Source organism: Anaerobiospirillum sp. NML120448 (assembly GCF_023050945.1).
Lineage (GTDB): Bacteria > Pseudomonadota > Gammaproteobacteria > Enterobacterales > Succinivibrionaceae > Anaerobiospirillum.
Genome location: NZ_JALKIM010000023.1, coordinates 18,003 through 42,278 on the forward strand (window position 1 = coordinate 18,003; position 24,276 = coordinate 42,278).

Here is a 24,276-nt window from a genome sequence, read left to right on the forward strand (position 1 = left end):
CAGTATCGTATTCTTTCAAAGTTATCACTATTAATGGAAAGCTAATATTTAAAGTAAAATATGCTCCCTATTGTTTTATGAATGGCATTCATATAAAATTACTTAAAAGCGGCAAATTAAAGAGCTGTTTTTATAAAACCTGTTATATATGCCGTTTTTCAGTAAAAAATTTTAACTAAATCACATTATGAATTACTTTCACAAAAAATTTTTCTAAAATTATGTTGATTTATGAATTACGTTCTTAATATAATAAGAGCCACAGACAGATTATGAATGGCATTCATAATCTAAAATAAATATTTCCTTAGTTAAGTAGGAGGTTCTCATGTCTAAGACTAGGAATATTAGTAAGCGTCTCTCTAAAGACGATATTTGTAATGAGATCTTGGAGGTAGCGGCTAACCTTGGGTTTGAGGATGATGGTAAGTTCTTGCTGAACAAGCAAGGATTCCAAAAGCTCAAATCCTGTTTACAAGACATGATTAACACCTTAGGCAGGATTGAAAGTGCTGGCGGGTATGTCTTGGTGGCTCTTTGTGAAGTAGGTATTACTGTTTACCGTTTAAATAGCTTCACTATGAAGAAGGGCGTAAATCGGTAGCTTCTTTAGGTTCTTGAGGGTGATTAATATGGATAGTACTATACATTTGCATCAGCGCATGTCCCAACGTGGGATTTCAAAAAAAATTGTCAATTTAGTTTCTAAGTTTGGCATTGCTGATGGCGATAAGCTGATTCTTAACAAGAAAGGGTGCCAAAAGTCTCGTGAGGCCTTAAAAGGTTTGCTCAAAACCTTAAGCATGATTGAATCGGCTAATGGCTACGTAGTGTTGGAGAAACAAGGGGATAAACTTATCGCTTATCGTTTAGATAGCTCCAAGCACTAACTATCTTAAGTTCAGATTATGTGTAAGAATCATATCTCTAGTCAGCTGGATGCTATGCTAAAGGCTGACATGATTGAATCAATAGCACTTCTAACATTAATTTAGGCTCGATAAATATGGATAGCAAAGTATTTAATTTCATAGCGCAGACCTCTTACGGCAAGAGTTTATTCTTTAATCGCAATAAGCTTTTGGAGTTTAAAGGCATTAAGCAGTGGTCTATTTATGATGAGATGCTTTCTTCTTTATGCTTGTGTGTTGCTTATTCTTATAAGCGTCATCTTTATGTTAATGATATGACCTTAGAACAGGCATATGAAACCATTGCGCCTAATGTTGACTGGTCTTACTTGCCAGAGATTTATAGACAAGAACGCAAAAGTAACAAGTTTGATTTTTTTAGAGACTACTTACACTTTGAGATCGATGTCTCTATGCAAATTGCTCCAAGTGAGCTGTTATCTCATATCATTGAGTGTTTTAGTAAGGAGTTTTTGCAAAACGTTCCTTGTACTTTTGGTTTAAATCAAGTATTTGGCAGCTATCATAATTTTTATGTAGAGCAATGGCTAGCCAGTTTAGTATCTCAAAATGAAGAGGTAATTTTATTTGCAGGACGCTTTGCTGCTGCTTTTGCTTTATCTCTTGCTAAGAACAATAAGATTGGTGTTCATACTCACTATCAAAGTCAACAGCTATTACTAAACTTTGCGTCTGAGGCGATGGGTATTGATTTACAAGTAATTGATAATTATCAATTAGAACCAAACTCAGCAACTTGTTTTATCTGCTTACCTCAAGATGAAGCTACTTTAGAGAGCCTTGATATTATCAATAAATGTAGCGGCAATGTTTTTGTTGGTCTCATTGCTTCATCAGAACAAGATGAAGCTCAAAAGGGCAAAAACAATAGTCTGTTTAGTGAGCAAATTTTACAATCAGGTCGTCTTAGTGCACTAATTGATATGGGCATAAGTAAGACTAGTAAGGCTTGTATTTTGAAGCTCACTAAGATAGGCGAAAGCTCAGAAAATGTTAACTGCATTTTGATGGATAACGAGCTTTTTTATAAGGCCAATAAATCTGGGGGCTTAGCATACCAGTCAGCTGAGGCTGAGGAGCTCTTAACTCAAGCTAGGACAGTGTTATTTGAACAAGATAGCAATGTGCAACATAAATGGATTAAATCCATTAAGACTCAAGATCTTGCTAATAACTTTTTAGAGTACCAATCTCTTTATAACTTATATGGCAATTATCATGAGTTGCAAAAGTTGAGTCAAATTAAGAATCAGCTTAAGGACATTGCTCAAGTAATTAGACCACTTCCTTATAAGTTTAATGAAGATGGGGTAGGTCAGGAATTTTTTGTAGTTACTAATAACGATATTAACGACATAGGTATCGTTACTGAGTCACAGCAAAAAGCGTTCTATGATAATAGTAGAACTACTAAGGGTATGCAGAATTTAATTTTACAGCCTAATGATATTCTCTTTACCTATAGAGGCATGGTGTCAAGAGCAGGAGTAGTACTTAACACCTATGGTAAGACTATGATAGCAAGCCAAGTGTTTGTTGTGATTAGACTTAACAATGATGCCCCCATTTCTCCTATTGCTTTGCTGAGATATTTACGCTCTAAGTTTTGCCAAGATTATTTTATTAATGGCACTCCAGAAATTGGGTTTAAGAGCATTCCTGTAAAAAGAATTGAAGAGTTACCAGTACCTGCATTAAGTCCTAAAGCAATTAAACGAGAAGAAGATTTGTTTGCGCAGCAACAAAACATTCTTGATCGCATTAATCAATTGAAAAACGATCTTTTAAAACTTGAAATTACAGATATCCCAGAATATTGGGACTAGGAGAGTCTGACATGTAAAGGTATGGTCTTATGGAAAAATTCCACAAGACCAGCCGAATAAGGCTACAACCTATTATTAATCTTTATTTGCTTTTGATATCAGGTTGTAGTGCATCAAACCAATTTTTTATTTTCAGGGACGCATATGCAGTACTCTAATGAAAATTTAAAGACTATCTTTTCTCAATTAGTTAAAGATTCTCTTCGTTACTTACCTTTTGATGATAGTCAAGATTACATTCTTGGACTAATTTTCTATAAGGCTGTTAGCGATAATGTTATTCGCGAGGCTTATTCTTTAGTCAATCATGACTATGTTGCTGGCCAGCATATTGATCTTAATGAGGCTCAAAATTTCTATGAGCAAGCTATGGCTGATGAAGCTATTTGTGGCGATTTAACCCAAAAGCTTTTGGATAAGTTAGGTTGTGCAATTAAGCCTGAACTTACTTTTGGCGCAATCTATAAAAAAGTTCAAGCTAAAGAGTTAAAACTTGAGCTTTTGAGAGAAGCTTTTAAAGATATTGAGGCTTCTGCTGGAAATACTTATGCTGGTTTATTTGCTGATTTTGATGTTAACTCTAATAAATTAGGAAAAGAACCAGCAGATCGTAATGCTTTGTTGTCAGGATTTATTAATAGTCTAGCTAATATTGATTTTAGCCTTTATCCTGATGACGCTTTAGGCGATAGCTATGAGTACTTAATTGCTCAATATGCCTCTGTGTCTGGAAAAGCAGCAGGAGAGTCCTATACTCCTAAAGCAGTATCGCAATTAATGGCTCGTTTTGTTACTTTAGGTAAAGAAACACTTTATGGATTTAGTGTTTATGATCCATGCTGTGGTTCTGGCTCTTTATTGTTGCAAATTAAGAACTTTATTAACAATAGTAACGACGCAAGTTGTAAACAATCCATCGAGTACTATGGCCAAGAGCTCAAAAACCAAACCTACAACTTAGCTCGTATGAATATGATGCTTAATAATGTTTCTAATACATGTTGGCATCTTAATAATGGTAATACTTTAGCTCAAGACTGGCCAAATGAAGGTCAAACTAAATTTGATGCTTGTGTAGTGAATCCACCATATTCTCAACAATATAGTGCTGACAAAACTTTACTTGATGATCCTCGCTTTTCAAAATATGGCGTTTTGCCTCCATATAGCAAAGCCGACTACGCTTTCTTACTTCACGGTTTATACCATCTTAAAGATGATGGAACAATGGCCATTATGTTACCTCCTGGTGTGCTTTTTAGAGGTGCCTCAGAAGGTAAAATCAGAAAGGCCTTATTAGATGAGGGCAATATTTACGCAGTGATAGGTTTACCAGCAGGTATCTTATATCATACAAGAATTCCAACTTGTATCATCGTCTTAAAGAAGAACCACACCTCAAAAGATGTGCTGTTCATTGATGCCTCTCAAGAGTTTCAAAAAAAGAGAGCTACGATTGAGCTTATGCCTGAGCACCTTGACAAGATTTTTAAGGCCTATCAAGAGCGCGCCAATGTTGAGCAGTTTGCTTATTTAGCCTCTTATGAGGAAATTGTAGCTAACGACTACAGGCTTAATATAAGCAACTATGTTGATGCTACTGAGTCAGCAATACAAGTTGATTTAAGTTCAGCTCTTTCTTCTTTAGCTCAGGCTCAAATTGAAGATAAAGAAATCGATAAAAAATTAGATTTCTATTTAAATAAGTTAGAGCTCAGCTTAAAGGGGGGGCGCTAATGAGTAAGACACTTCGCTTTAAGGATGACTTAGGTCATGACTTTCCTAAGTGGTTGCAGCTACCTTTTACATCATGTTTTGAATTTTTGCCTCATAAGAATGTTGAAGCTCAGGTAGCTTGTAAAAAGCTTAAGTCATCAGTAGCCTGTTTAAAGTGCAAAGATATACTCTCTAGCTCTCAGGAAGTAGCCTTTATATCCCAGGATGATCAGGACAATGCTACTGACACTTTTTTAAGTGATGATAATAGTGGTCTAAACAATGGTGATATTGTTTTTGCCTCTTTTGTGCCACTAAATCAGAGAGCTAAAGCTGTAGAGGTGAAGCTCTTAGATGAAAGTTGCGAGCTTGTTGCTGGTAAAAACACTATTGCGTGTCATACTAAACAAGAGTTTGCTCCTGGATATTTGGGCTATTACCTAAACTCCGACAAATATCAGCAGCAACTTAATTCTCCTGATCAAGATTTTGGTCATGGCTATTTCATACGCAAAAAAGCAATTGCTTCTACTGTGATTGATAAGCCTTGTCTAGCTGAGCAGGAAAAAATCGCTGCTTTATTAGATACTGTTAGCACTAAGCTGCGCAACTTAGAAAATATTGCAGCTCAGCTAAAATTAGTTGCCAGCAGTATAGAGCAAAAGCTTTTTTCTCAAGAATTACGCTGTAGTGTTAACTCAAATATTGATTGGCAGCAAAAGCAATTTCTTGAGTGCTTTGAGCCCGTAGTAAAAGCCTCGGATAAGGCTAATGTCCAAGTGGGCGATGTCGTATTCTCTAATTACACTCGTGATAGTAAACTTGCTACTGTTATCGAGTCTCAAGATGGTCAATACAATAAGACGTATTGTTCAGTCTTTCGTCCAAAACAAGAGTTTGCTCAAGGCTTTTTAGCTTATTACCTTAACTCTCAAGAGTTTACCAAACAGTTGTCAAAGTCGTATGGCAACTCGTTTAGAGTAGTAAGTTCAAGTGCTATACGCTCAACTATGCTTAATATTCCTTGTTTGGAAGAGCAGCAGCAGATAGTTGCAACTTTAGGCACAATCACTCGAAAGATTGAGCTTAATAATAAGCAAATCGACTTAGTGAAGAACCTAAAACAAGCCTTAATGCAGCAGCTTTTTGACTAATAGCTCTTAGTCTTAATCCTTTAGCTATATTTCTATATTTCTATGGCGGCTATGGCTGCTATGGTGCAGTTCAAGCCGCCATTTAAGAAATAAATCCTGTTTTAACAATATTTTTTCTGGAACATTTATGCAACATACTATTAACGACTTAAAGAGTGCCTTATGGGGTGCAGCTGATGAAATGCGTAAAATCATGTCTGCTGATAAGTACAAGGACTATCTTTTAGGTTTAATTTTCTATAAGGCTCTTAGTGATAAGCTAATTTGCGAGGCTTATTCGTTAGTAAATGATGACTATGTTGATGGCCATATTGATCTTAATGAAGCCCAACATTGCTATGAGCAAGCTATGGCTGACCAAAATATCTGTAGTGATTTAACCAAACATCTCTTGGGTAAGTTAGGTTGTGCCATTAAACCAGAGCTTACTTTTGGCGCAATCTATAAAAAAGTTAACGCTAAAGAGTTTAAACTGGAGCTTTTGAAAGAAGCTTTTAAAGATATTGAGGCTTCTGCTGGAAATACTTATGCAGGTTTATTTGCTGATTTTGATGTTAACTCTAATGATTTAGGTAAAGAGCCATCAGATCGTAATGCCTTATTGTCAGGAGTAATTAATAGTATAGCTAATATTGATTTTAGCCTTTATCCTGATGATGCTTTAGGCGATAGCTATGAGTACTTAATTGCACAATTTGCCTCAGAGTCTGGTAAAAAAGCTGGAGAGTTCTATACTCCTCAGGCAGTATCGCAATTAATGGCTCGGTTTGTTACTTTTGGCAAAGAAACAACTCCTAGATTTAGTGTTTATGATCCATGCTGTGGCTCTGGCTCTTTATTGTTGCAAATTAAGAACTTTATTAACAATATTGACGACCCAAGTTGTAAACAATCTATCGACTACTATGGCCAAGAGCTCAAAAACCAAACCTACAACTTAGCTCGTATGAATATGATGCTGCATAAGGTCTTAGGTAGACATCAGCATTTAAACCAAGCAGATACTTTAGCTGAAGATTGGCCAAATGAGGGTAACACTAAATTTGATGCTTGTGTAATGAATCCACCATATTCTCAAAAATATAGTGCTGATAAAACTTTACTTGATGATCCTCGCTTTTCAAAATATGGCGAGTTGCCTCCGCAGAGTAAAGCTGATTATGCTTTCTTACTTCACGGTTTATACCATCTCAAAGATGAAGGTACTATGGCCATTGTTTTACCTCATGGTGTGCTTTTTAGAGGGGCCTCAGAAGGTAAAATCAGAAAGGCCTTATTAGATGATGGCAATATCTACGCAGTGATAGGCTTGCCTGCTGGCATCTTCTATAACACTGGTATTCCAACTTGTATCATTGTTTTAAAGAAAAAACACACCTCAAAAGATGTGCTATTTATTGATGCCTCACAAGACTTCCACAAAGATCGTGCTAAGAACCACCTTTTACCTGAGCACATTGACAAGATCTTTAAGGCTTATCAAGAGCGCACTAATGTCGATAAGTATGCTTATTTAGCTTCCTATGAGGAAATTGTAAAGAACGACTACAACCTCAATATCTCTCGCTATGTGAACAATATTGACGCAGAGGAACAAATCGACCTCAATGCTGCCTTTGCAGCCCTAGCCCAAGCTCAAACTGACGAACAAGCCCTTGACCAAAAGCTTGCCTCTTTTTACCAAGAGCTTGGTCTCAATCCACAAGGAGGCTTCTAATGCCTACCCCAAAACTCCGCTTTAAAGACGAGAACGGTCAAGACTTTCCTGAATATAGTCGCAACTTTATTACTAAACTTTGCAGTATTAAAAATGGAAATATTAATGCTGAAGATGGTAGTGATAAAGGCTGTTATAGATTCTTTGATAGAGGAATCGAGTCTGTTAAATTTGCTGATTCTTATTTTTTAGATAAGGAAGCGATCATATATGCAGGTGAAGGAAGTTCATTTTTGCCAAAATATTATTTTGGTAAATTTGCATTACATCAAAGATGCTATGCGTTATATGATTTTCACAATTCAATTGCTGTTGAATATGTTTATCAGTATTTACTAACTAAAAATAGTCATTTTATAAGGTATGCTGTAGGGTCTACTGTTAAATCATTACGATTAGGCTCATTTAATACTTGCGAAGTTATCATTCCATGCCTTGATGAGCAGCACAAGATTGCTGAGTTTTTAAGCACTGTTGATGAAAAGGTTGAGGTGCTAGAAAAGAAGCTTGAGGCTTTAAATAGCCTTAAGAAAGGCTTTATGCAAAAGATCTTTTCTCAAGAACTTCGCTTTAAGGACGATAGTGGTCAAGACTTTCCAGAGTGGGAGTGCAAAGAGTTAAATAATATTGCCAAAAGTGTTAATTTAAAAAATACAGCTGGTGATATTTTGGAGCCACTAACCGTATCCGCAGAACAAGGAATTGTTTTGCAACAAGATTATTTCGATAGAGCTATAACTAATGAAAAAAATATCAATGGTTATACTATTGTTGAAAAGTATGATTTTATTTATAACCCTAGAATTTCGTCGTTGGCTAAGGCTGGTCCAATTAAGTTATCAAAAGTAAAAACAGGCGTTGTTTCTCCTTTATATACTGTGTTTAGAGTAAAAAGCTCTCATAAAGATAGTATTGAATTTCTAGAGCACTATTTTAATAGTGATGCATGGGTTCCATATATGCAATCAGTAGCTAATTATGGTGCAAGGTCAGATAGAATGAGCTTAAAAAAGCAAGATTTTTATGCTCTTCCTGTGATATTTCCTTGTTTGGAGGAGCAACGCAAGATTGCGGAGTTCTTGAGCGCTTTTGATGAGAAGATTGAGGCGGTAAAGAGGCAGGTTGAGGCAATGAAGCAGGTTAAGAAAGGCTTGTTGCAGCAAATGTTTGTTTAGTGAAAACAAGTAATTAATGCTTGTTAATCTTCAATAATAGTAGTTAGTAGAGGCCATGCTAAAGATATTTAGCATGGCCTTATGTATTTAATAGGGTGGGATGGTATAAGGGGCTGGAGCTTCTTTAGATAAAGTAGTGCTTAAATTGGTCTTGGTTTAAGCGCTCGGCAAAAGCTGAGATTGCATCACTGCCCTTGGATTTGATAACAGAGTCTTTTTCATTGCTTAAAATAGCATTGTGCTCTTGTTCATCCTTAATGAGCTCTAAATGAGTAATGGTGTAGGTTACATACTTAAAGGCATGATAGAGGGCCTTGGCAAAGTCATCGTTATTAAATTTAGGATCGATAATTTGCTCGGCCTCATCCCAATTAGGCTCATCTAATTGCTCGCGCTCTGAAAGTGGTGGAACTTCCATTTGCTCTAATTGATCTGCGGCATAATAGCTAAGCTCACGCACAAGGTCACTAATGGTTCTATCATTATCTAAAGTAGCTGCTAGGCCCAGGGTAAACCACTTGCCTCTAATATTGAGGCTTAGACCCAACTCCTCTAAGAAGATATCCTCATCATTGTGAGAGCTGGTAAATGGAGAGTCAACCTTGTTAGCCTTTAAATAGGTAATACGGGAAATTACTAAGCCTTCAATAGGGGCACATTCAGGGCAATTGCTAAGGTCTAGAACTAATGACCATGTTGGTAAATTGTCCAAAACATCACAAGTATTAAGTAAGCAATTTAAGTCGCAATACTGATTGGTGTTCTTGCATACATGAACAATTTGTCGGTTTAAAGCAATGCTTTGCACCTGAGACATAGCAATAAGATTTTCTAAAAGTACATCATGGGACACACTTTCAGGGCTTAACATCTCGCTAAACAGCTCCATATCATCAAGTTTGGTAAATTGACGAACAAACTTAAAGGCATCGGCATAAATGCTTTGCACATTGCTAAGCTTTGGTAAAGGCTGATTAGCTTTAGCAGAGGTGTTTTTTGAGGCCTTCTTTGGCTTTTTAGCGGTTTTATTTTGGTACTGCTGCAAAATAGCATTGATAACCAAATTAGCCTCTAGTGCAGCCCCTGTCAGCTCATTACCGTCAGCATCTAAGACCTTTTTATCAGTGCTTTGACTCTCTTGTGGCTTATCAGACTGTGGTAAAGCCTGATTTTCCATAAGTGGAGCAAGATTAGTAGTTAACTTTCTATGTTGCTCAAAGAGGGATACAAAGTCCTCGGCGTAGCTATCATATTCGTTGATTAGATCAAGCTGATCATTACAGTGCTCAACTAAACTGGTAACAAATTGAGAATCGTGCTTCAACATAATCTGTCCTCTGCAAGAAAAACAAAGCCTTTGAGCTTAAACTTTAACACTTTTAGCACATAGTGCGAGCGCTAGCGCTCCATAGTTCCTGCTACGGCATGCTTGGCAGGCAAATAGTTGCGCCTTACAGTGCGGCGCACTTTGCGCAGCTGCACTGCAAAACGCTGTGCTGAGCGGAGCCTTAGCTAGCGTAAAAGTTTAGTAAAGTCGAATTGAAGGGCTCCTACTTCCACATAAGTAATAGGGAGAACCTTGCGTAAACGGGTAATCTTTTGAGCTATGGTAAAAGCAAAGCTTTCATATTCATCTATATAACAGCTATTATTTGGTTCTTCATCCTGCTCTTCGTCATTATAGGTGATAGCAAAGCTGATACTTGGATCTTGTGGGTAATCATCCATCAAGCTTAAGCTATTGCTAACTGAGCTGCAATAATCCATATTGCTATTAGGAGTAGGTAAAATATAGACATTATCTTGAGTAAAGCTATCGCTACTCTCTTGCCCTTTATGCTCTTGCTCTATCTTATGGCTCTCTCCATATTGCAATGTTAAGTTCACCTCAGGAGTATGAGAGCCCATCTTACTTAATTTAAAAGCTTTATCTAAGCTAGAGTCTAGGCACTCATTAGCAAAAGGAGCAGCTATGGAGCTTAAGTTAGCGCAGGTATTAGGTGCGGTGATTTGGCTAGTGCGCAATCCTTGCTCTATGCCTGCAAGTATTCCTTTTGGTAAGTTAGGATCTAAGCTTGGGGCGCGATAAAATTGCTTTAAAGCCAGATCAGCATAATCGAGCAACTCATCAGGAATATCAATTAATTCGTGATAGACAAGTTGGTTATCTAACCAGTATTTAAAAACTATGTAGTTTTCTATCTCCACAGAAAGCCATAGCTGGTGCGGGCGCTCTGGTAGTAAAAAACAATGCTCTAAAATACTATGCACTCTATCGATATTAGGCAAGATATCGCCTATAGCCAAATTAAGCATAATTAGATCAGGCTCAATCTGACGGGCAAGTTTAGCCTCAAGCAATATATTAGCCTCCTCAAGCTCAATAGGCATAAGAGGCATAGAGTTTTTATCTAATACAAAACTGTGTTTATCTGGAATTAAGCAGCGAGAAAAAGCACGTCTTTGAGCGAGCATATGTAGGTTTTGACAGATAGCATACTGCTGCGCTAAAAAATTAGTATCTAAAGCTGGCTCTTTCTTATTATGGGCTTGAGACTCGCTATTAAGAGAACTTTGTAAGCTCTGAGTTTCTTTAGTAACCTCATCTAGAGCAAACTGGTAGTTTTCATGCTCATTAAAAGTTCTTTTAGCATCCTCATTAGCAAAATTATTGTGATAAGTACTGTAGTCGTTAGTATCTACCTGATTAGCCTTTGTACTATCTAAATTATAAGGGTCGTCCAAAGCTCGACTAACAGAGTTAGATAAATAAGATTCAGTGGCAACACTCTTATTTAAATCAGGGCTAGTAACAGGTAAAACATTATGAACCTCATCTTGAGGGGTATTAGCCTGATTTAAGGCAGAAATACTACTCTCTTGAGCGCCCTGATCTTGAAAGCTATTAGTAGCTTGGCTAGAGCTAGCTTTGCTATTGGAAGGGGAGGTATTGCCTATACTCTCTTGATTGGTGGTGCCTAATTGAGAGTTGTGGCTCTCCTCTAGGCCTTGGCTAAGCTTAGGGCCTTGGCTTTCTTGTTGAGCCTTGCTTGAGTTATTTTTATATTGGTAAATAAAGCTGTCACCACTAAAGGCAGCTCGGCCCATATCTTCTTTATGGTAATTATCAGAGCCGATTTCGCTTTTATAAACAGCTTCATAATCTTTATTGTCACGCTCTCCAAGTACTGCGCCTAGGTTAGGGCCTAAGAATTGGTTTTCTTCACTATAGAGATTTTGAGCAATATTTCTTAAATTAGTGCCATAGACCTCATCCTCAAACTGTTGTTCAAGAATGGCTCTATTACGCATTAATACCATGTCAAACCAGTTAGTTTTATGAACTGGTTCTTCAATAACTACCTCGCCTTCACCAAATGGAGTTTTAAGACCAGATTCTTTAGCTAAGCGTAAGCACTCTTGTTGTGCTTTAGTCATCTTAACTTGTAAGTGGTTCTTGGAATCTATTTGGTAACGGTCATCAAACTCATTTTCATCCTCAATGAGTGCACCAATGCTAATAATATTTTCAGATTTTTCTTGTTCAGGTAAGTCTGAGTTATAAGTCATACAGAACAACTCACGAGTAAAGTAAACTTAAGCTTTAAATACAGCTCTTAAGCTGGGTATGTGTTTCTTTATCCTACTAAGTCTCCTGCCTGTATTTTAGGCAGGAGTCTAATGGTATGGCCTAAGGTATTTAGGCTTTAAGCTTGAGGCTAATCAATATAGTAAGAGCTAATTCTATCGCTACCAAATAGGCGATAACCCTGCTTGGTTTTAATAGGCTCTGGATTAGGGGCAAAGCTTACCTTTTCGCCTTTTTCATTTTTGAGCTTATCAAGGTTTTTAAGCAAGTATGCCAAAAGAGTAAAGATGCTATATGCTTCTTTAGCATAGCTATTGCCCATATGTATAATATCTTCATTAGTTAGCACTTTACTCAATTCCATTACCTCAGCGAAATCTTTGATATCTTTGCCATTATTTTCTAAAGAGATCTTTACTGAACAGGAATTGCTAAGCGCAAGATGAGGGCCAAGAACAATCTTACCATCATGGAAAATCAAAATAGAGTTTAAAAGGTTGAAAGGAGCTGCTGTTTCACCATCAAGAGCATTATTTTCAGAAGGTGTGAAGCCCAATAATTCTAATGGGTGTTTATGGTTAAAATTACGATAGAAAATTACACCAGCAACAGGGCGATCATCCAAGAATATGTTGTTCTCAATAGTATTAAAGCATATAGCCCATTGTGGTAATTTAGCGAGGCTAGCACACGAGCAGTCTAAAAGTGAGTTGTCTAATTGCTTATTGTTAACATGAACAATATTACGAACCTTATCCCAAGCAAAGCAACCACCTAAGATAGTTGGTTCAATAAGCATGTCTAATAGTAGGGATTCATCATTTAACAGAGATGGATCTCCTGCCAACTTAGCGCCTACAGAAGCGTTATTATATAAATCAATTACACATTGTTGGGTAACATAGCAGGTATCTAAAGGCCATAAAGGTAAGTCTTGACCTTTAGTTTCTTTTTCAACAGTAGCAGCTATACGAACATCTGCTAAACATTTGCGCATATCCTCAAAAGGAGAGCAAAAGTCTTTAACAAACTTAAGAAGTTTTTTATCAAACTCACTTGCGCTTAGGGTAGGTTCATTATTTAAAGTTGATGACTTTTGGATGCTGCTCAATTTAGTCTCCAATAATTTTGCTCTAATAAAAATACTTTGGTCGGTACATTAGCTAAAGTAAAGATTAACCATGCAACAAACAGTTAAGAAACGGGGGCCTTATCTTGTTTACGTGGATTATCTTACCGCCACAATCATATACGCTGCGTAAAAGCTTAAGTCAGTGAAACTTAAGCTTTCAATAAAGCTCTTAAGCTGGGTATGTGTTTCTTTATCCTACCAAGCCTCCTTTGGCTATTTTAGGCAGGAGGCTAATGGTAGAGCCTAAGGTATTTAGGCTTTACACTTGAGGCTAATCAAGATAGTAAGAGCTAATTCTATCGCTACCAAATAGGCGATAACCCTTCTTGGTTTTAAAAGGCTCTGGATTAGGGGCAAAGCTTACCTTTTCACCTTTGGCATTTTTAAGATTATCAAGATTTTCTAAAAAGTAGGCCAAGAGTTTAAAGATTTTACGTGAGAACTGGTCAGCGGCCTTAGCTATTTCATCATAGTTATTTAACAGAGGATTAGACATATTATTGAAATAGCTATTTATTGAACCTGAACTGCAAAGCTCAATATAAGGTCCAATAATGATCTCACCATCATTGTAAATAATAAGAGTAGATAAATTGTTAATAGTTGCTTCTGGTTCACCATCTAAAACATTATTAGCTGTATTTGATGAGACTTGGAGCGCTTCTTTTAGATCGTTAGAAATAAAAGAACGATAGAAAATAACACCAGCAACAGGGCGCTCATTCCATAAAAGGTTTTGCTCAACAGTGTTAAAGCAAATAGCCCACTGAGGTAATTTAGCTAAGCTAGCACAAGGACAGTCTAAAAGTGAGTCGTCTAATTGTTTATTGTTAATATGAACAATATTACGAACCTTATCCCAAGAAAGACAACCACATAGTATTGTTGTAGTAATGATTACATCAGCTGCTTTTTCTATTACTTCATCCTCAACTAATTGATCAAGATCATCAGTCATGTTGGGTATGTCATACAAAATAGAATATAAATTCATGAAGCCATCCACACTAACATAGACAGTATCTAATGGCCATGCTGGCAAATCTTTACCATAATGATTGTTTTTATCTACAACGGATACACGAGCTTTCTCTAAGCCTTTGCGCATCTCATCATAAGGTGCGCAGAAATCTTTAACAAAGCGAAGAAGTTGTTTATCAAAATCACTTGCGTTCATGGTAGGTTCATTATTTAAAGCTGATGACTTTTGGATGCCGCTCAATTTAATCTCCAATAATTACGCTCAAATAAAATACTTTGGTCGGTACCTTAGCTAAAGTGAAGAGTAACCACGCAACAAACTGTTAAGAAACGTGGCCTTATCTTGTTTACATGGACTATCTTACAATAACCAAAAACTTAAAACCGCTTAAAAAGCTTAAGTTAATGAAACTTAAGCTTGAAATACAGCTCTTAAGCTGGGTATGTGTTTCTTTATCCTACCAAGCCTCCTTTGGCTATTTTAGGCAGGAGGCTAATGGTAGGGCCTAAGGTATTTAGGCTTTAAGCTTTAGGTTAATCAAGATAGTAAGAACGAATGCTATTATTACCAAATAAGCGATAGCCTTGATTGGTTTCAATAAGCTTTGGATTAGGGGCAATGCGAACCTTTTTACCCTTTTCGTTTTTAAGCTTATCAAGATTTTCAAGAAAATATGCTAAGAGAACAAAGATTTCATGAGCACGCTTAGCCGATTCTAAAGCCATATTTTTTAGCTCAGCGTTAGAGTACTTTTTGCTCTTAATATATACATTAGACTTAGATTGAATACTATTAACAATATCATCTAAATAGCTATTTACTGTGCCTGATGAGTTAAGATCAATATAAGGGCCTAAGTCAATCTGCCCATCATGGGAAATAATAATAGTAGATAAATGGTTAAGAGTAGCTTCTGGCTCTCCATCAAGACCATTAATATGGTTAGATGGAGTGTCGGTGTTGTCATCACAAGCCATGAAATTGCGATAAAAAATTACACCCGCAACTGGACGATTGTACCATAATAGGTTTTGCTCAACGGTGTTAAAGCATATAGCCCATTGAGGTAGTTTAGCAAAGCTAGTACAAGGGCAATCTAAAAGAGATCTGTCTAATTGCTTATTGTTAACATGAACAATGTTGCGTACCTTGTCCCAAGCAAAAATACCACTTAGGATAGCTGGTATAAGAGTATGATTTAGTCTTTCTGTTTGATCATTATATTGATATGAGTCTGTGGGTATGAATTGGAATAAAGCTGATACAGTATTTAGGCTAACATAGCAAGTATCTAATGGCCATAAAGGTAAGTCTTTACTTTTATTGACCTTGTTAATATTAGCTGCAAAAGAAGCACCTATACGAAGATCAGTAAGCTCCTGGCTCATTCCTTCAAAAGGATAGCAATAGTCTTTAACAAAATTAATGAGCTGTTTATCAAAATCACTTGCACTTAGTGTAGGTTCATCATTTAAAGCTTCTGAGTTTTGGCTAATGCTCGATTCATCCTCTTCAATTTTTCTCCGAGAAAATAATCTTACAAAAAATAGCACGCAATAGTATAAAACAGCTATTATTATAGCTAGTAAGATAATTAGAGGATTGTGACCCTTTTTCATTAAATTTTCTCGCATTGATTATGAAAGTAGAGCCTCTTCAAGTTGAGTACTAAAAAAGGCAGTTAGGCTTTAAGCTTTAGGTTAGTGAGAGTTTTTGACAGTTCGTTGACAGCACAATCAAAAATTAATAAGGATAATGTTATTCCTAGGGTAGCTCATAGGTGTAAACGAACTTTTGGAAACTTTCACTAGAGAAAGTTGTCGAAAGTTTTAAGCTCCTTTTTACAGGAGCAAAGTCTCTAAGTTACAAGTTTTTAGTAGCCCTTAAGAGGGACAAACTACTAGTCAAGATAGTAAGAGCTAATTCTATCACTACCAAATAGGCGATAACCCTTCTTGGTTTTAACAGGCTCTGGATTAGGGGCAAAGCTTACCTTTTCACCTTTTTCATCTTTGAGCTTATCAAGGTTTTCTAAAAAATATACTAAGAGATTAAAGATGGCATAGGACTCTTTAATATAGCCATTGGCCATATGTATAGGATCTTCACTAAGTTGCTGTTGATTCAATTGAGCTAATTGAGCTAACTCTTGGATACCTTTGCTATTATTTTCTAAAGAGTTCTTTACTAAACTATAATCGCAAAGATCAATATGAGAACCAAGATCAATATTACCATCATGGTAAATCACAAGAGAGTTTAACTTGTTGAAAGTAGCTAATGGATCCCCCTCAAGACCATTATCTTCGATAAAAGGGAGGCCTAAGATTTCTGTTGGGTGCGTTGGGGAAAAAGTATGAAAAAAAATTACACCAGCAACAGGGCGATCATTCCAGAATATGTCGTTCTTTAAAGTATTAAAGCATATTGCCCATTGCGGTAGTTTGGCTAAGCTAGCACAAGGACAGTCTAAAAGTGAGTTGTCAAATTGCTTATTGTTAACATGAATAATATTACGAACCTTATCCCAAGCAAAGCAACCACCTAGGATAGTTGGTTTGTCAATCAAATCTATTATTGAGGGTTCATATTTTAACTGATATTGATCTTGTGGCAATTTAGAGTCTATATAAGTGAGCTGATATAAATGCATTAAGTATTGCATGTGAACATAGCAGCTATCGAAAGGCCATAAAGGTATGTCTTTACCTTTAGTATCTTTTTCAACAGTAGCAGCTATACGCACATCAGCTAAGCCTTGACGCATCTTTTCAAAAGGAGAGCAATAGTCTTTAACAAACTTAAAAAGTTGTTTATCAAAATCACTTGCGCTCAGGGTAGGTTCATTATTTAAAGCTGATGACTTTTGGATGCCGCTCAATTTAGTCTCCAATAATTTTGCTCTAATAAAAAGACTTTGGTTGGAACGTTAGCTAAATTAAAGAGTAATCACACAACAAACAGTTAAGAAATGGGGCCTTATCTTGTTTACGTGGATTATCTTACAGCCACAATAATATATGCTGCTTAAAAAGCTTAAGTTAGTGAAACTTAAGCTTTAAATACAGCTCTTAAGCTGGTGGCGTGTTTCATTATCTTATTAAGACTCCTGCCTATTTTTTAGGCAGGAGGCTAATAGTAGGGCCTAATAAGGTAGTTAGGCTTTGAGCTTGAAGCTAATCAAGATAGTAAGAGCGGCTGTTATCACCACCAAATAAGCGATAGCCATTCTTGGTTTTAACTGGCTCTGGGTTAGGAGCAAAGCTTACTTTATCGCCTTTGGCATTTTTAAGCTGATCAAGGTTTTTAAACAAGTAAGCTAGGAGAGTAAAGATTTCACGTGAGCGCTGGGTAGAGTCCATAGCCATCTTTTGTAGTTCTTCATTAGAGTGATCTGCGCTCATCTCAATGACATCAGAGCTAGCTTGAAGACGATTGGCCATATTATCTAAATAGCTATTTATAGAGCCTGGTGCATTAAGCTCAATATAAGGGCCAATATCCATCTCACCATTGTGGTAAATAACAATAGTAGATAAATTGTTAATGGTAGCATCTGGCTCACCATCAAGGCCATTATTGGTGTTAAATGGGGTACCTGTAATAGCTGATGGCTGCTTAGATAGGAAGTAGCGATAGAAAATTACACCAGCAACAGGGCGCTCATTCCATAAAAGGTTTTGCTCAACAGTGTTAAAGCAAATAGCCCATTGAGGTAATTTAGCTAAGCTAGCACAAGAGCAGTCTAAAAGTGAGCTATCTAATTGCTTATTGTTAACATGAACAATATTACGAACCTTTTCCCAAGCAAAGCAACCACAAAGGATAGATGGGTTAAAAATCATCTCCATTAGCAGGTCATCTTCATTAACAGGAGCTTGACCCTGTGCTCTGTTAGCCTGGCCATACATAAGATTATATAAAGATAAGATACCATCCATGCTGACATAGTTAGTATCTACTGGCCATAAAGGTAGGTCTTTACCTTGGGTGGCTTTTTCAACAGTAGCTGCTACACGAACATGACCTAAGCTCTCACGCATTCTCTCATATGGGGTGCAGAAATCTTTAACAAAATTAAGGAGCTGTTTATCAAAATCATTGGCGCTCAGGTTAATGTTGTCATTTAAAGCTGCTGACTCAGTGGTGCTGTTCAATGTAGTCTCCATAGTTATGCTCCAATAAAAAAACTTGCTATATGATAGCACAGAGTAAGTTTAATCAAGGATTGAAGCCATTGGCCATAATTAATGACTTTAAGCTTTAGTAAAAAGCTTGTGCTCCTGGATAAGTGCTAGGGTACCCAAGGTAAGATGGGTCTTTAAAAACTGTTCATCTTGTGGGCTTTTAGTGCTTGTAGCTAGAGCTTGGCGCAAGGCAGTGGAACTAATATCAACAACAGGATTGTTTTCTAAGTAAAAGTTATAAGGGCGCTGGTGAGGGTAACTTTGTTGTACGCTTAAGACATGGAGGTAAATATCTTGAGGTAAATCCTTAAGGTCATAGTTAGGGCGAGCTAATACCACTAAATTAGCTTTATCAATTAAGTGATCCCAGTTTTTCCAGGTATTAAGGTGAATTAAAGAATCCATGCCCATAATAAAAAAGAGCTCATCACCTTGGTGCTGTTCATGGAGTATGCTTAAAGTCTCATAAGTATAATGAGTGATACTATCGTCCTGCTCAAAATATGAGACCTTAAAACGCTCTTGGCCAAAATCCTTGATAGCTTGCTCTAATAATTGGCAGCGAGTTGCAAAAGGTAAACTTACCCTATCTTTATGCGGTGGGGTGGCATTAGGCATAAAGTAGAGTTCATCTAAAGATAGTTTGTCTACTAGAAAGTTAGCTGTTTTTAAATGTCCAAGATGTACAGGGCTAAAAGAGCCACCAAAATAAGCTACTTTCTTCACTTTAATTACCTTTGTCAAAATTTAGCAATAATCTTCGCTAATATCGGTTAATCCATAACTAAGAGGATACTTAACACAAGCCATACGCTGCAAGGCTAGTAGGGCTTGATCATTATCATAATGAGAGTAGGCACGGCTAGCTTGAGCTAAGTTCTTGGTTAAATACACCAACATATGCTCAGGCATATCACGAATAGCCTTTAAGTGAGCCTCTTGAGCCGATCTAACTTTAATCTTATTTTGCATAAAGAAGGCAGTACGCTCGTTGATAGGGGCTGATGCTATCTTAGCTTGTTTGCCTTTATAAACAATATTAAGGCTTTCATCGAGACGGCTAATTAAAAAGCCAATAGCTTGTGATAAGCCTTGATTTTGCCCTGAGCAAAATGAATTAATGATATTTAAGGCTTTATTATGGTTAGCCATTAAGATGGCTTCAGAAATTTCAAAACCTGTATAACGGGCATCTTGGGTAAAGTAGTTCTCGACATCCTCTAAGGTTAAAGGAGCATTATTGCCAGAGCGCACCAATTGCATCATTTGCAAAGATTGGTACATCACTAGTAAGTTGTTATCACAAGAGGAAATAATAAAGTCCAAGGCCTCGGGAGTTACGCTTAGCCCAAAAGAGCGTGCTTGCGTTAAGATCCACTCTTGTAAATATCTACCCTCTGGAGTGTAGATAAACTCAATATGAGCTCCAATACCCTTTAAATAACTAAAAGACTCTTTACGTCTGGCCTCTAAGCCTGTGGCTCTTTTGGGCTTTTTAACTGTTTTAGCCTTGCTTTTGGTGCCCTTTTTAGTGGTTTTACTCTCTTGAGCTAATAAGGCAGCTTCACCATCTGAGCCTGGTAAGAAGCTGGAGAACATTTTAAGGTCAGCATTGCTTTTAGCTTCAACTTTGCCATAAGTGTTTGCAATGCGTGGCATTTCAACAATAATAAATAGTCCAGGGCGATAGCTACAAGCAATTAGTTTAAACAGCTCAATAGCCAACTCATCAAAGTCTTTTAAAATAACTTTAATAATACGATCGCCGCCAAATAAGCCAGGATCGCTCATCTGGCCTTCAATATCTTTAAGATTAGGGCTGCCACCATTACCTTGTAATTCACTAAAGGTATAAAGTAAAAACTCAGCCGTAGGGAGTTGATTGCGTGCCTGATTAATTAAAGCGCTAGAACGCTCCAGTTTAAGCATAGGATCATCAGAACAAATAATGTATACATCGCTAGTGGCGGCATTATTGTTAGAAGGAGCCATAAAAATAACCTATCACTTAAAAAATAAAGGAGAAATAAAAACGCTAATCAAGCAACGCTGCCCTGCTGCTCTAAAGCAACCATGATCTTAAGCAGCCATGATTGGTGTTTATAATAATTGAAGCCTCCTTAATGAAGGAGGCCTAAAAACCAAAAACAAAAATTAGATTACTAATATCTAATATTTGGGGCCTTATGCAGGCGCTCAACTTTAACTTTTGGCAACTGGTATTCTTTATCTAAGATCTGAGTACCATTATTAAGCTCATCAAGGGTAACGCTTGGGGCAGTGGCACTTTCATAGCTATCTTGGGCTTGTAGCGCCTCTAATAAGGTCATACCAGCTCTTTGATTGGTTAATTGAATGTTCTCCTCATCGGTTAACACCAATTCACCAGGTTGTGGAGCTACGGCATCAGGGTCTGAGGAGCGTCCTAAATAGCCTAAACGTAACACTAAGGCATCAGCTAATTGTCCTTGAGTTTCTTTAACAACAAACTCTTTTTCTACATCGGAGGCTAATGAGTGGCCAGGTTTATTTAACACCGAGCGAGTAGTAGAGTTGCGCATCACAATAGGGCGGTGGTTAGGAACAGATAAAGTGGCTGCTACTGATACTACAATGGCACTTTCAATACTTTGAGCTCGAGAGTTTACTGAAACTACATTGTCAGTAATAGTAGGCTCAGGGATCATTAAAGTGGTGATCTCTTGATTGACCTTAGGGTAAAAATCAGAACTTTGGGCATTAACAGTAACACCATTGGCCTTAAGACGGGTAACTACCATTTTATAAAAATCACTATGGTAGTCGCCAATGACGTTAATTTCAGGAATAGTCTTATCAAGCTTGGCTTGGTTAGGTAAGTGAAAACCACAAGCACTAAGAATTAGGGCTGAGCATAAGATGCCAGCACTTAAAAACTGACGCTTTAAGCTTTTATTAGGCTTGAGTTTATTGAAAATAGACATTACCGCTCCTTGATAATATGCAGCTTTTGCTCTTAGCAGTGGTGCAAACTACAGTATTTTAAAACAAAGCAACCAAAATTAAAAACGCCCGTTCGTAATACCTAATTAAAGGTAAAACAAACGAGCGTTTTTTAGTAGCTTAAAGCTAGAGCTAAAGCATTAAACTACAATGCTTACTAAGCGGCCCTTAACGTAGATAACCTTCTTAGGCTCCTTGCCGTCGAGGTTCTTAACTACAGCCTCATCAGCTAAAGCAGCAGCCTTGATTTCGTCATCGCTAAGGTTAGCATCAACAGTAATCTTGGCACGAACCTTACCGTTAACTTGAACTACGATGAGTAAATCCTCAGCCTTTAAAGCCTCTGGATCGGCAACTGGCCAAGTTGCGGTCTCATCTAACTCATCGGTATTGCCTAACATTTCATAGAGCTTGAAGCACATATGAGGAATGATTGGATAGAGCATTACTACTACAGTATTGTAAATTTCGTAGCGTAAAGCACGTGCAGTTTCATCATTACCATCATACTTGGCAACTTCGTTTAATAACTCCATGATAGCTGCAATAGCAGTATTGAAGGTCTGACGACGGCCAATATCATCGGTTACCTTCTCAATGGTTACGTGTAAGTCGTGACGTAACTTGCGGCCCTTAGCATCAAGCTTGCTCTTGTCTAAAGCGACAAATGGGCCAGAGGCTACTAAGTCGTGAACTTGGTTCCAAAGCTTTAAGATAAAGCGCTTGGCACCCTCAACACCAGACTGTCTCCACTCTAAGGTTAATTCAGCTGGGGAGGCAAACATCATGAATAAGCGTACAGTGTCAGCACCATAGAGCTTAACCATATCCTCAGGGTCGATACCATTGTTCTTAGACTTAGACATCTTGATCATGCCAGCATGGGTAAGCTTATTACCCTCATCATCTACGGCATCAACAATATTGCCCTTCTCATCGCGGGTAACCTTAGCCTTTAATGGGCTTACCCAAACCTTAGTACCATCCTTAACATAGTAGAAGGCATCAGCTAGCACCATGCCTTGGCATAATAAGCGCTTAAATGGCTCATCGCCCTTAACTAAGCCAGCATCACGCATCAACTTGTGGAAGAAACGTGAGTAGAGTAAGTGCATTACAGCGTGCTCAATACCACCAATGTATTGGTCTACAGGTAACCAGTAGTTAACCTCATCATCTACCATGCCAGTGGTGCAGTGTGCAGAGCAGTAACGAGCATAGTACCAAGAAGACTCCATAAAGGTATCGAAGGTATCAGTCTCACGACGTGCTGCCTTGCCTTGGTAGGTGGTGTTGTACCAGCTTGGATCAGTAGTTAGAGGGTTGTTTACACCATCAATCTTTACGTTCTCTGGTAACACAACAGGTAAGTTTTCCTCAAGCTCAGGAACTAACTCACCAGTCTCCTCAACAGTTAACATTGGGATTGGAGCACCCCAGTAACGTTGACGAGAAATACACCAATCACGTAAACGGAAGTTTACAGTGCGCTTGGCAATGCCCATGCCCTCAAGCTTCTTAGCAATAGCTTCCCAGGCATCCTTAAACTCAAGACCATCAAACTCACCAGAGTTTACAGTCTTACCGTGCTCTACGTAGGCCTCTTTAACTACATCAATCTCAGAGCCATCTAATGGAGCAATAACCTGCTTAATTGGTAAGTTGTACTTGGTAGCAAACTCGTGATCACGCTCGTCGTGAGCTGGTACGGCCATAACAGCACCAGTACCGTAATCCATAATTACGAAGTTAGCTACTACAATTGGTACTAAATCACCAGTAAGTGGGTGAATGGCATTAATGCCAGTTGGCATGCCCTTCTTTTCCATAGTAGCAATATCTGCCTCTGCAAACTTGTGAGTTAAGCACTCTTGGCAGAAAGCAGCAAGCTCGCTGTTATTAGCAGCAGCACGCTTGGCTACAGGGTGGTTGGCAGAAACTGCCATGTAGGTAACACCCATGAAGGTATCTGGACGAGTGGTGTAAACCTCAACAGTCTCATCAGAGTTTTCGATCTTAAAGGTGATGGATAAACCCTCAGAACGACCAATCCAGTTGCGCTGCATGGTGCGTACACGCTCTGGCCAGCCCTCAAGCTTCTCAATATCGTCTAATAACTCTTGAGCGTAGGCGGTAATCTTTAAGTACCACTGTGGAATTTCACGTAACTCAACAGCAGTACCGCAACGCCAGCAGCAGCCATCTTCTACCTGCTCGTTAGCAAGTACGGTCTTGTCGTGTGGACACCAGTTAACGTTGGAAACTTTCTTATAAGCTAAGCCCTTCTTGTAAAGCTCAGTAAAGAACTTTTGTTCCCACTTGTAGTACTCTGGAGCACAAGATGGAATTTCACGTGCCCAGTCGTAAGAAAGACCTAATGCCTCTAATTGATGCTTCATGTAATCAATGTTGGCATAAGTCCACTTAGCAGGGTGGGTGTTGTGCTGAATAGCAGCATTCTCAGCAGGTAGACCGAAAGCGTCCCAACCCATTGGGTTAATTACGTTCTTGCCATTAAGTCTTTGGTAACGGGCAATCACATCACCAATGGTGTAGTTACGTACGTGGCCCATATGAAGTCGACCTGATGGGTATGGCCACATTACGAGACAGTAAAACTTCTCTTTGTTTGGATCGGCTTTAACTTGGAATGTTTTGTGCTCATCCCAGTACTTTTGTACCTCAGACTCGAGCTCTTGTGGGTTGTATGCAACATTAGTGGTTGCCATAAAAACTTGCTCCCAAAGTAATCAAAATTAATCATCACGGTAGAACAATAAATTCCACCTAACTCTAAGGTTGCGCTAAGCTGACTTGTCTAGACTAAAAGAATGTTAGCTCTTAAGTTAATAAGTGCCTTAGTATAGACAACTAAGCTTAGGCT

General features: G+C 37.9%; 18 protein-coding genes. 7 read left to right on the forward strand and 11 right to left on the reverse strand.

The window, feature by feature from the left end:
• Positions 1-328: 328 nt before the first annotated feature.
• From MXE38_RS05795 to MXE38_RS05825, 7 genes are all read left to right on the forward strand, one after another.
• On the forward strand, positions 329-604 hold the full coding sequence (locus MXE38_RS05795; RefSeq protein WP_246913087.1) for a hypothetical protein: 276 nt from the start codon (positions 329-331) through the stop codon (positions 602-604).
• Positions 605-632: 28 nt separating this feature from the next.
• Complete coding sequence (locus MXE38_RS05800) at positions 633-890, forward strand: hypothetical protein (protein WP_246913089.1); 258 nt, start codon at positions 633-635, stop codon at positions 888-890.
• A 116-nt stretch (positions 891-1,006) separates the two neighbouring features.
• Entirely contained in the window at positions 1,007-2,758 is a 1,752-nt protein-coding gene (locus MXE38_RS05805; RefSeq protein ID WP_246913092.1) for a hypothetical protein, read from the forward strand.
• A gap of 144 nt (positions 2,759-2,902) precedes the next feature.
• Positions 2,903-4,495, forward strand: a complete 1,593-nt coding sequence (locus tag MXE38_RS05810; protein WP_246913094.1) for a type I restriction-modification system subunit M — start codon at positions 2,903-2,905, stop codon at positions 4,493-4,495.
• Positions 4,495-5,628: a restriction endonuclease subunit S gene (locus tag MXE38_RS05815; RefSeq protein ID WP_246913096.1), complete on the forward strand. Its 1,134-nt coding sequence runs from the start codon at positions 4,495-4,497 to the stop codon at positions 5,626-5,628. The genes MXE38_RS05810 and MXE38_RS05815 overlap by 1 nt, the downstream gene beginning before the upstream one ends.
• 127 nt (positions 5,629-5,755) lie before the next feature.
• Complete coding sequence (locus MXE38_RS05820; RefSeq protein WP_246913100.1) at positions 5,756-7,345, forward strand: type I restriction-modification system subunit M; 1,590 nt, start codon at positions 5,756-5,758, stop codon at positions 7,343-7,345.
• Positions 7,345-8,520 (forward strand): restriction endonuclease subunit S, encoded by a 1,176-nt coding sequence (locus MXE38_RS05825; protein WP_246913103.1) that lies wholly within the window; start codon positions 7,345-7,347, stop codon positions 8,518-8,520. Before MXE38_RS05820 ends, MXE38_RS05825 begins: the two co-directional genes overlap by 1 nt.
• 124 nt (positions 8,521-8,644) lie before the next feature.
• Here MXE38_RS05825 and MXE38_RS05830 read toward each other — a convergent pair whose 3' ends face one another.
• The 11 genes from MXE38_RS05830 to leuS form a co-directional block, all read right to left on the reverse strand.
• The gene (locus MXE38_RS05830) at positions 8,645-9,847 is read right to left on the reverse strand and encodes a hypothetical protein (RefSeq protein WP_246913105.1); all 1,203 of its coding nucleotides are present in this window, start codon (positions 9,845-9,847) and stop codon (positions 8,645-8,647) included.
• Between the two features lie 185 nt (positions 9,848-10,032).
• Positions 10,033-12,090 (reverse strand): hypothetical protein, encoded by a 2,058-nt coding sequence (locus tag MXE38_RS05835; RefSeq protein WP_246913108.1) that lies wholly within the window; start codon positions 12,088-12,090, stop codon positions 10,033-10,035.
• Between the two features lie 149 nt (positions 12,091-12,239).
• Entirely contained in the window at positions 12,240-13,220 is a 981-nt protein-coding gene (locus tag MXE38_RS05840) for a hypothetical protein (protein WP_246913110.1), read from the reverse strand.
• 292 nt (positions 13,221-13,512) lie between these two features.
• A complete protein-coding gene (locus MXE38_RS05845) occupies positions 13,513-14,463 on the reverse strand; it encodes a hypothetical protein (protein WP_246913112.1) in 951 nt (316 codons plus the stop codon).
• Between the two features lie 293 nt (positions 14,464-14,756).
• Positions 14,757-15,776, reverse strand: coding sequence for a hypothetical protein (locus MXE38_RS05850; protein ID WP_246913115.1), 1,020 nt, complete (start codon positions 15,774-15,776; stop codon positions 14,757-14,759).
• 347 nt (positions 15,777-16,123) lie between these two features.
• The gene (locus MXE38_RS05855; protein ID WP_246913116.1) at positions 16,124-17,104 is read right to left on the reverse strand and encodes a hypothetical protein; all 981 of its coding nucleotides are present in this window, start codon (positions 17,102-17,104) and stop codon (positions 16,124-16,126) included.
• 295 nt (positions 17,105-17,399) lie between these two features.
• A complete protein-coding gene (locus tag MXE38_RS05860; protein ID WP_246913117.1) occupies positions 17,400-18,392 on the reverse strand; it encodes a hypothetical protein in 993 nt (330 codons plus the stop codon).
• An 87-nt stretch (positions 18,393-18,479) separates the two neighbouring features.
• Positions 18,480-19,136, reverse strand: a complete 657-nt coding sequence (nadD, locus tag MXE38_RS05865) for a nicotinate (nicotinamide) nucleotide adenylyltransferase (protein ID WP_246913118.1) — start codon at positions 19,134-19,136, stop codon at positions 18,480-18,482.
• A 21-nt stretch (positions 19,137-19,157) separates the two neighbouring features.
• On the reverse strand, positions 19,158-20,402 hold the full coding sequence (locus MXE38_RS05870; protein ID WP_246913119.1) for a hypothetical protein: 1,245 nt from the start codon (positions 20,400-20,402) through the stop codon (positions 19,158-19,160).
• A gap of 170 nt (positions 20,403-20,572) precedes the next feature.
• Positions 20,573-21,373 (reverse strand): hypothetical protein, encoded by an 801-nt coding sequence (locus MXE38_RS05875; RefSeq protein WP_246913120.1) that lies wholly within the window; start codon positions 21,371-21,373, stop codon positions 20,573-20,575.
• Between the two features lie 159 nt (positions 21,374-21,532).
• Entirely contained in the window at positions 21,533-24,121 is a 2,589-nt protein-coding gene (gene leuS / locus MXE38_RS05880; protein WP_246913122.1) for a leucine--tRNA ligase, read from the reverse strand.
• Positions 24,122-24,276: the final 155 nt, after the last annotated feature.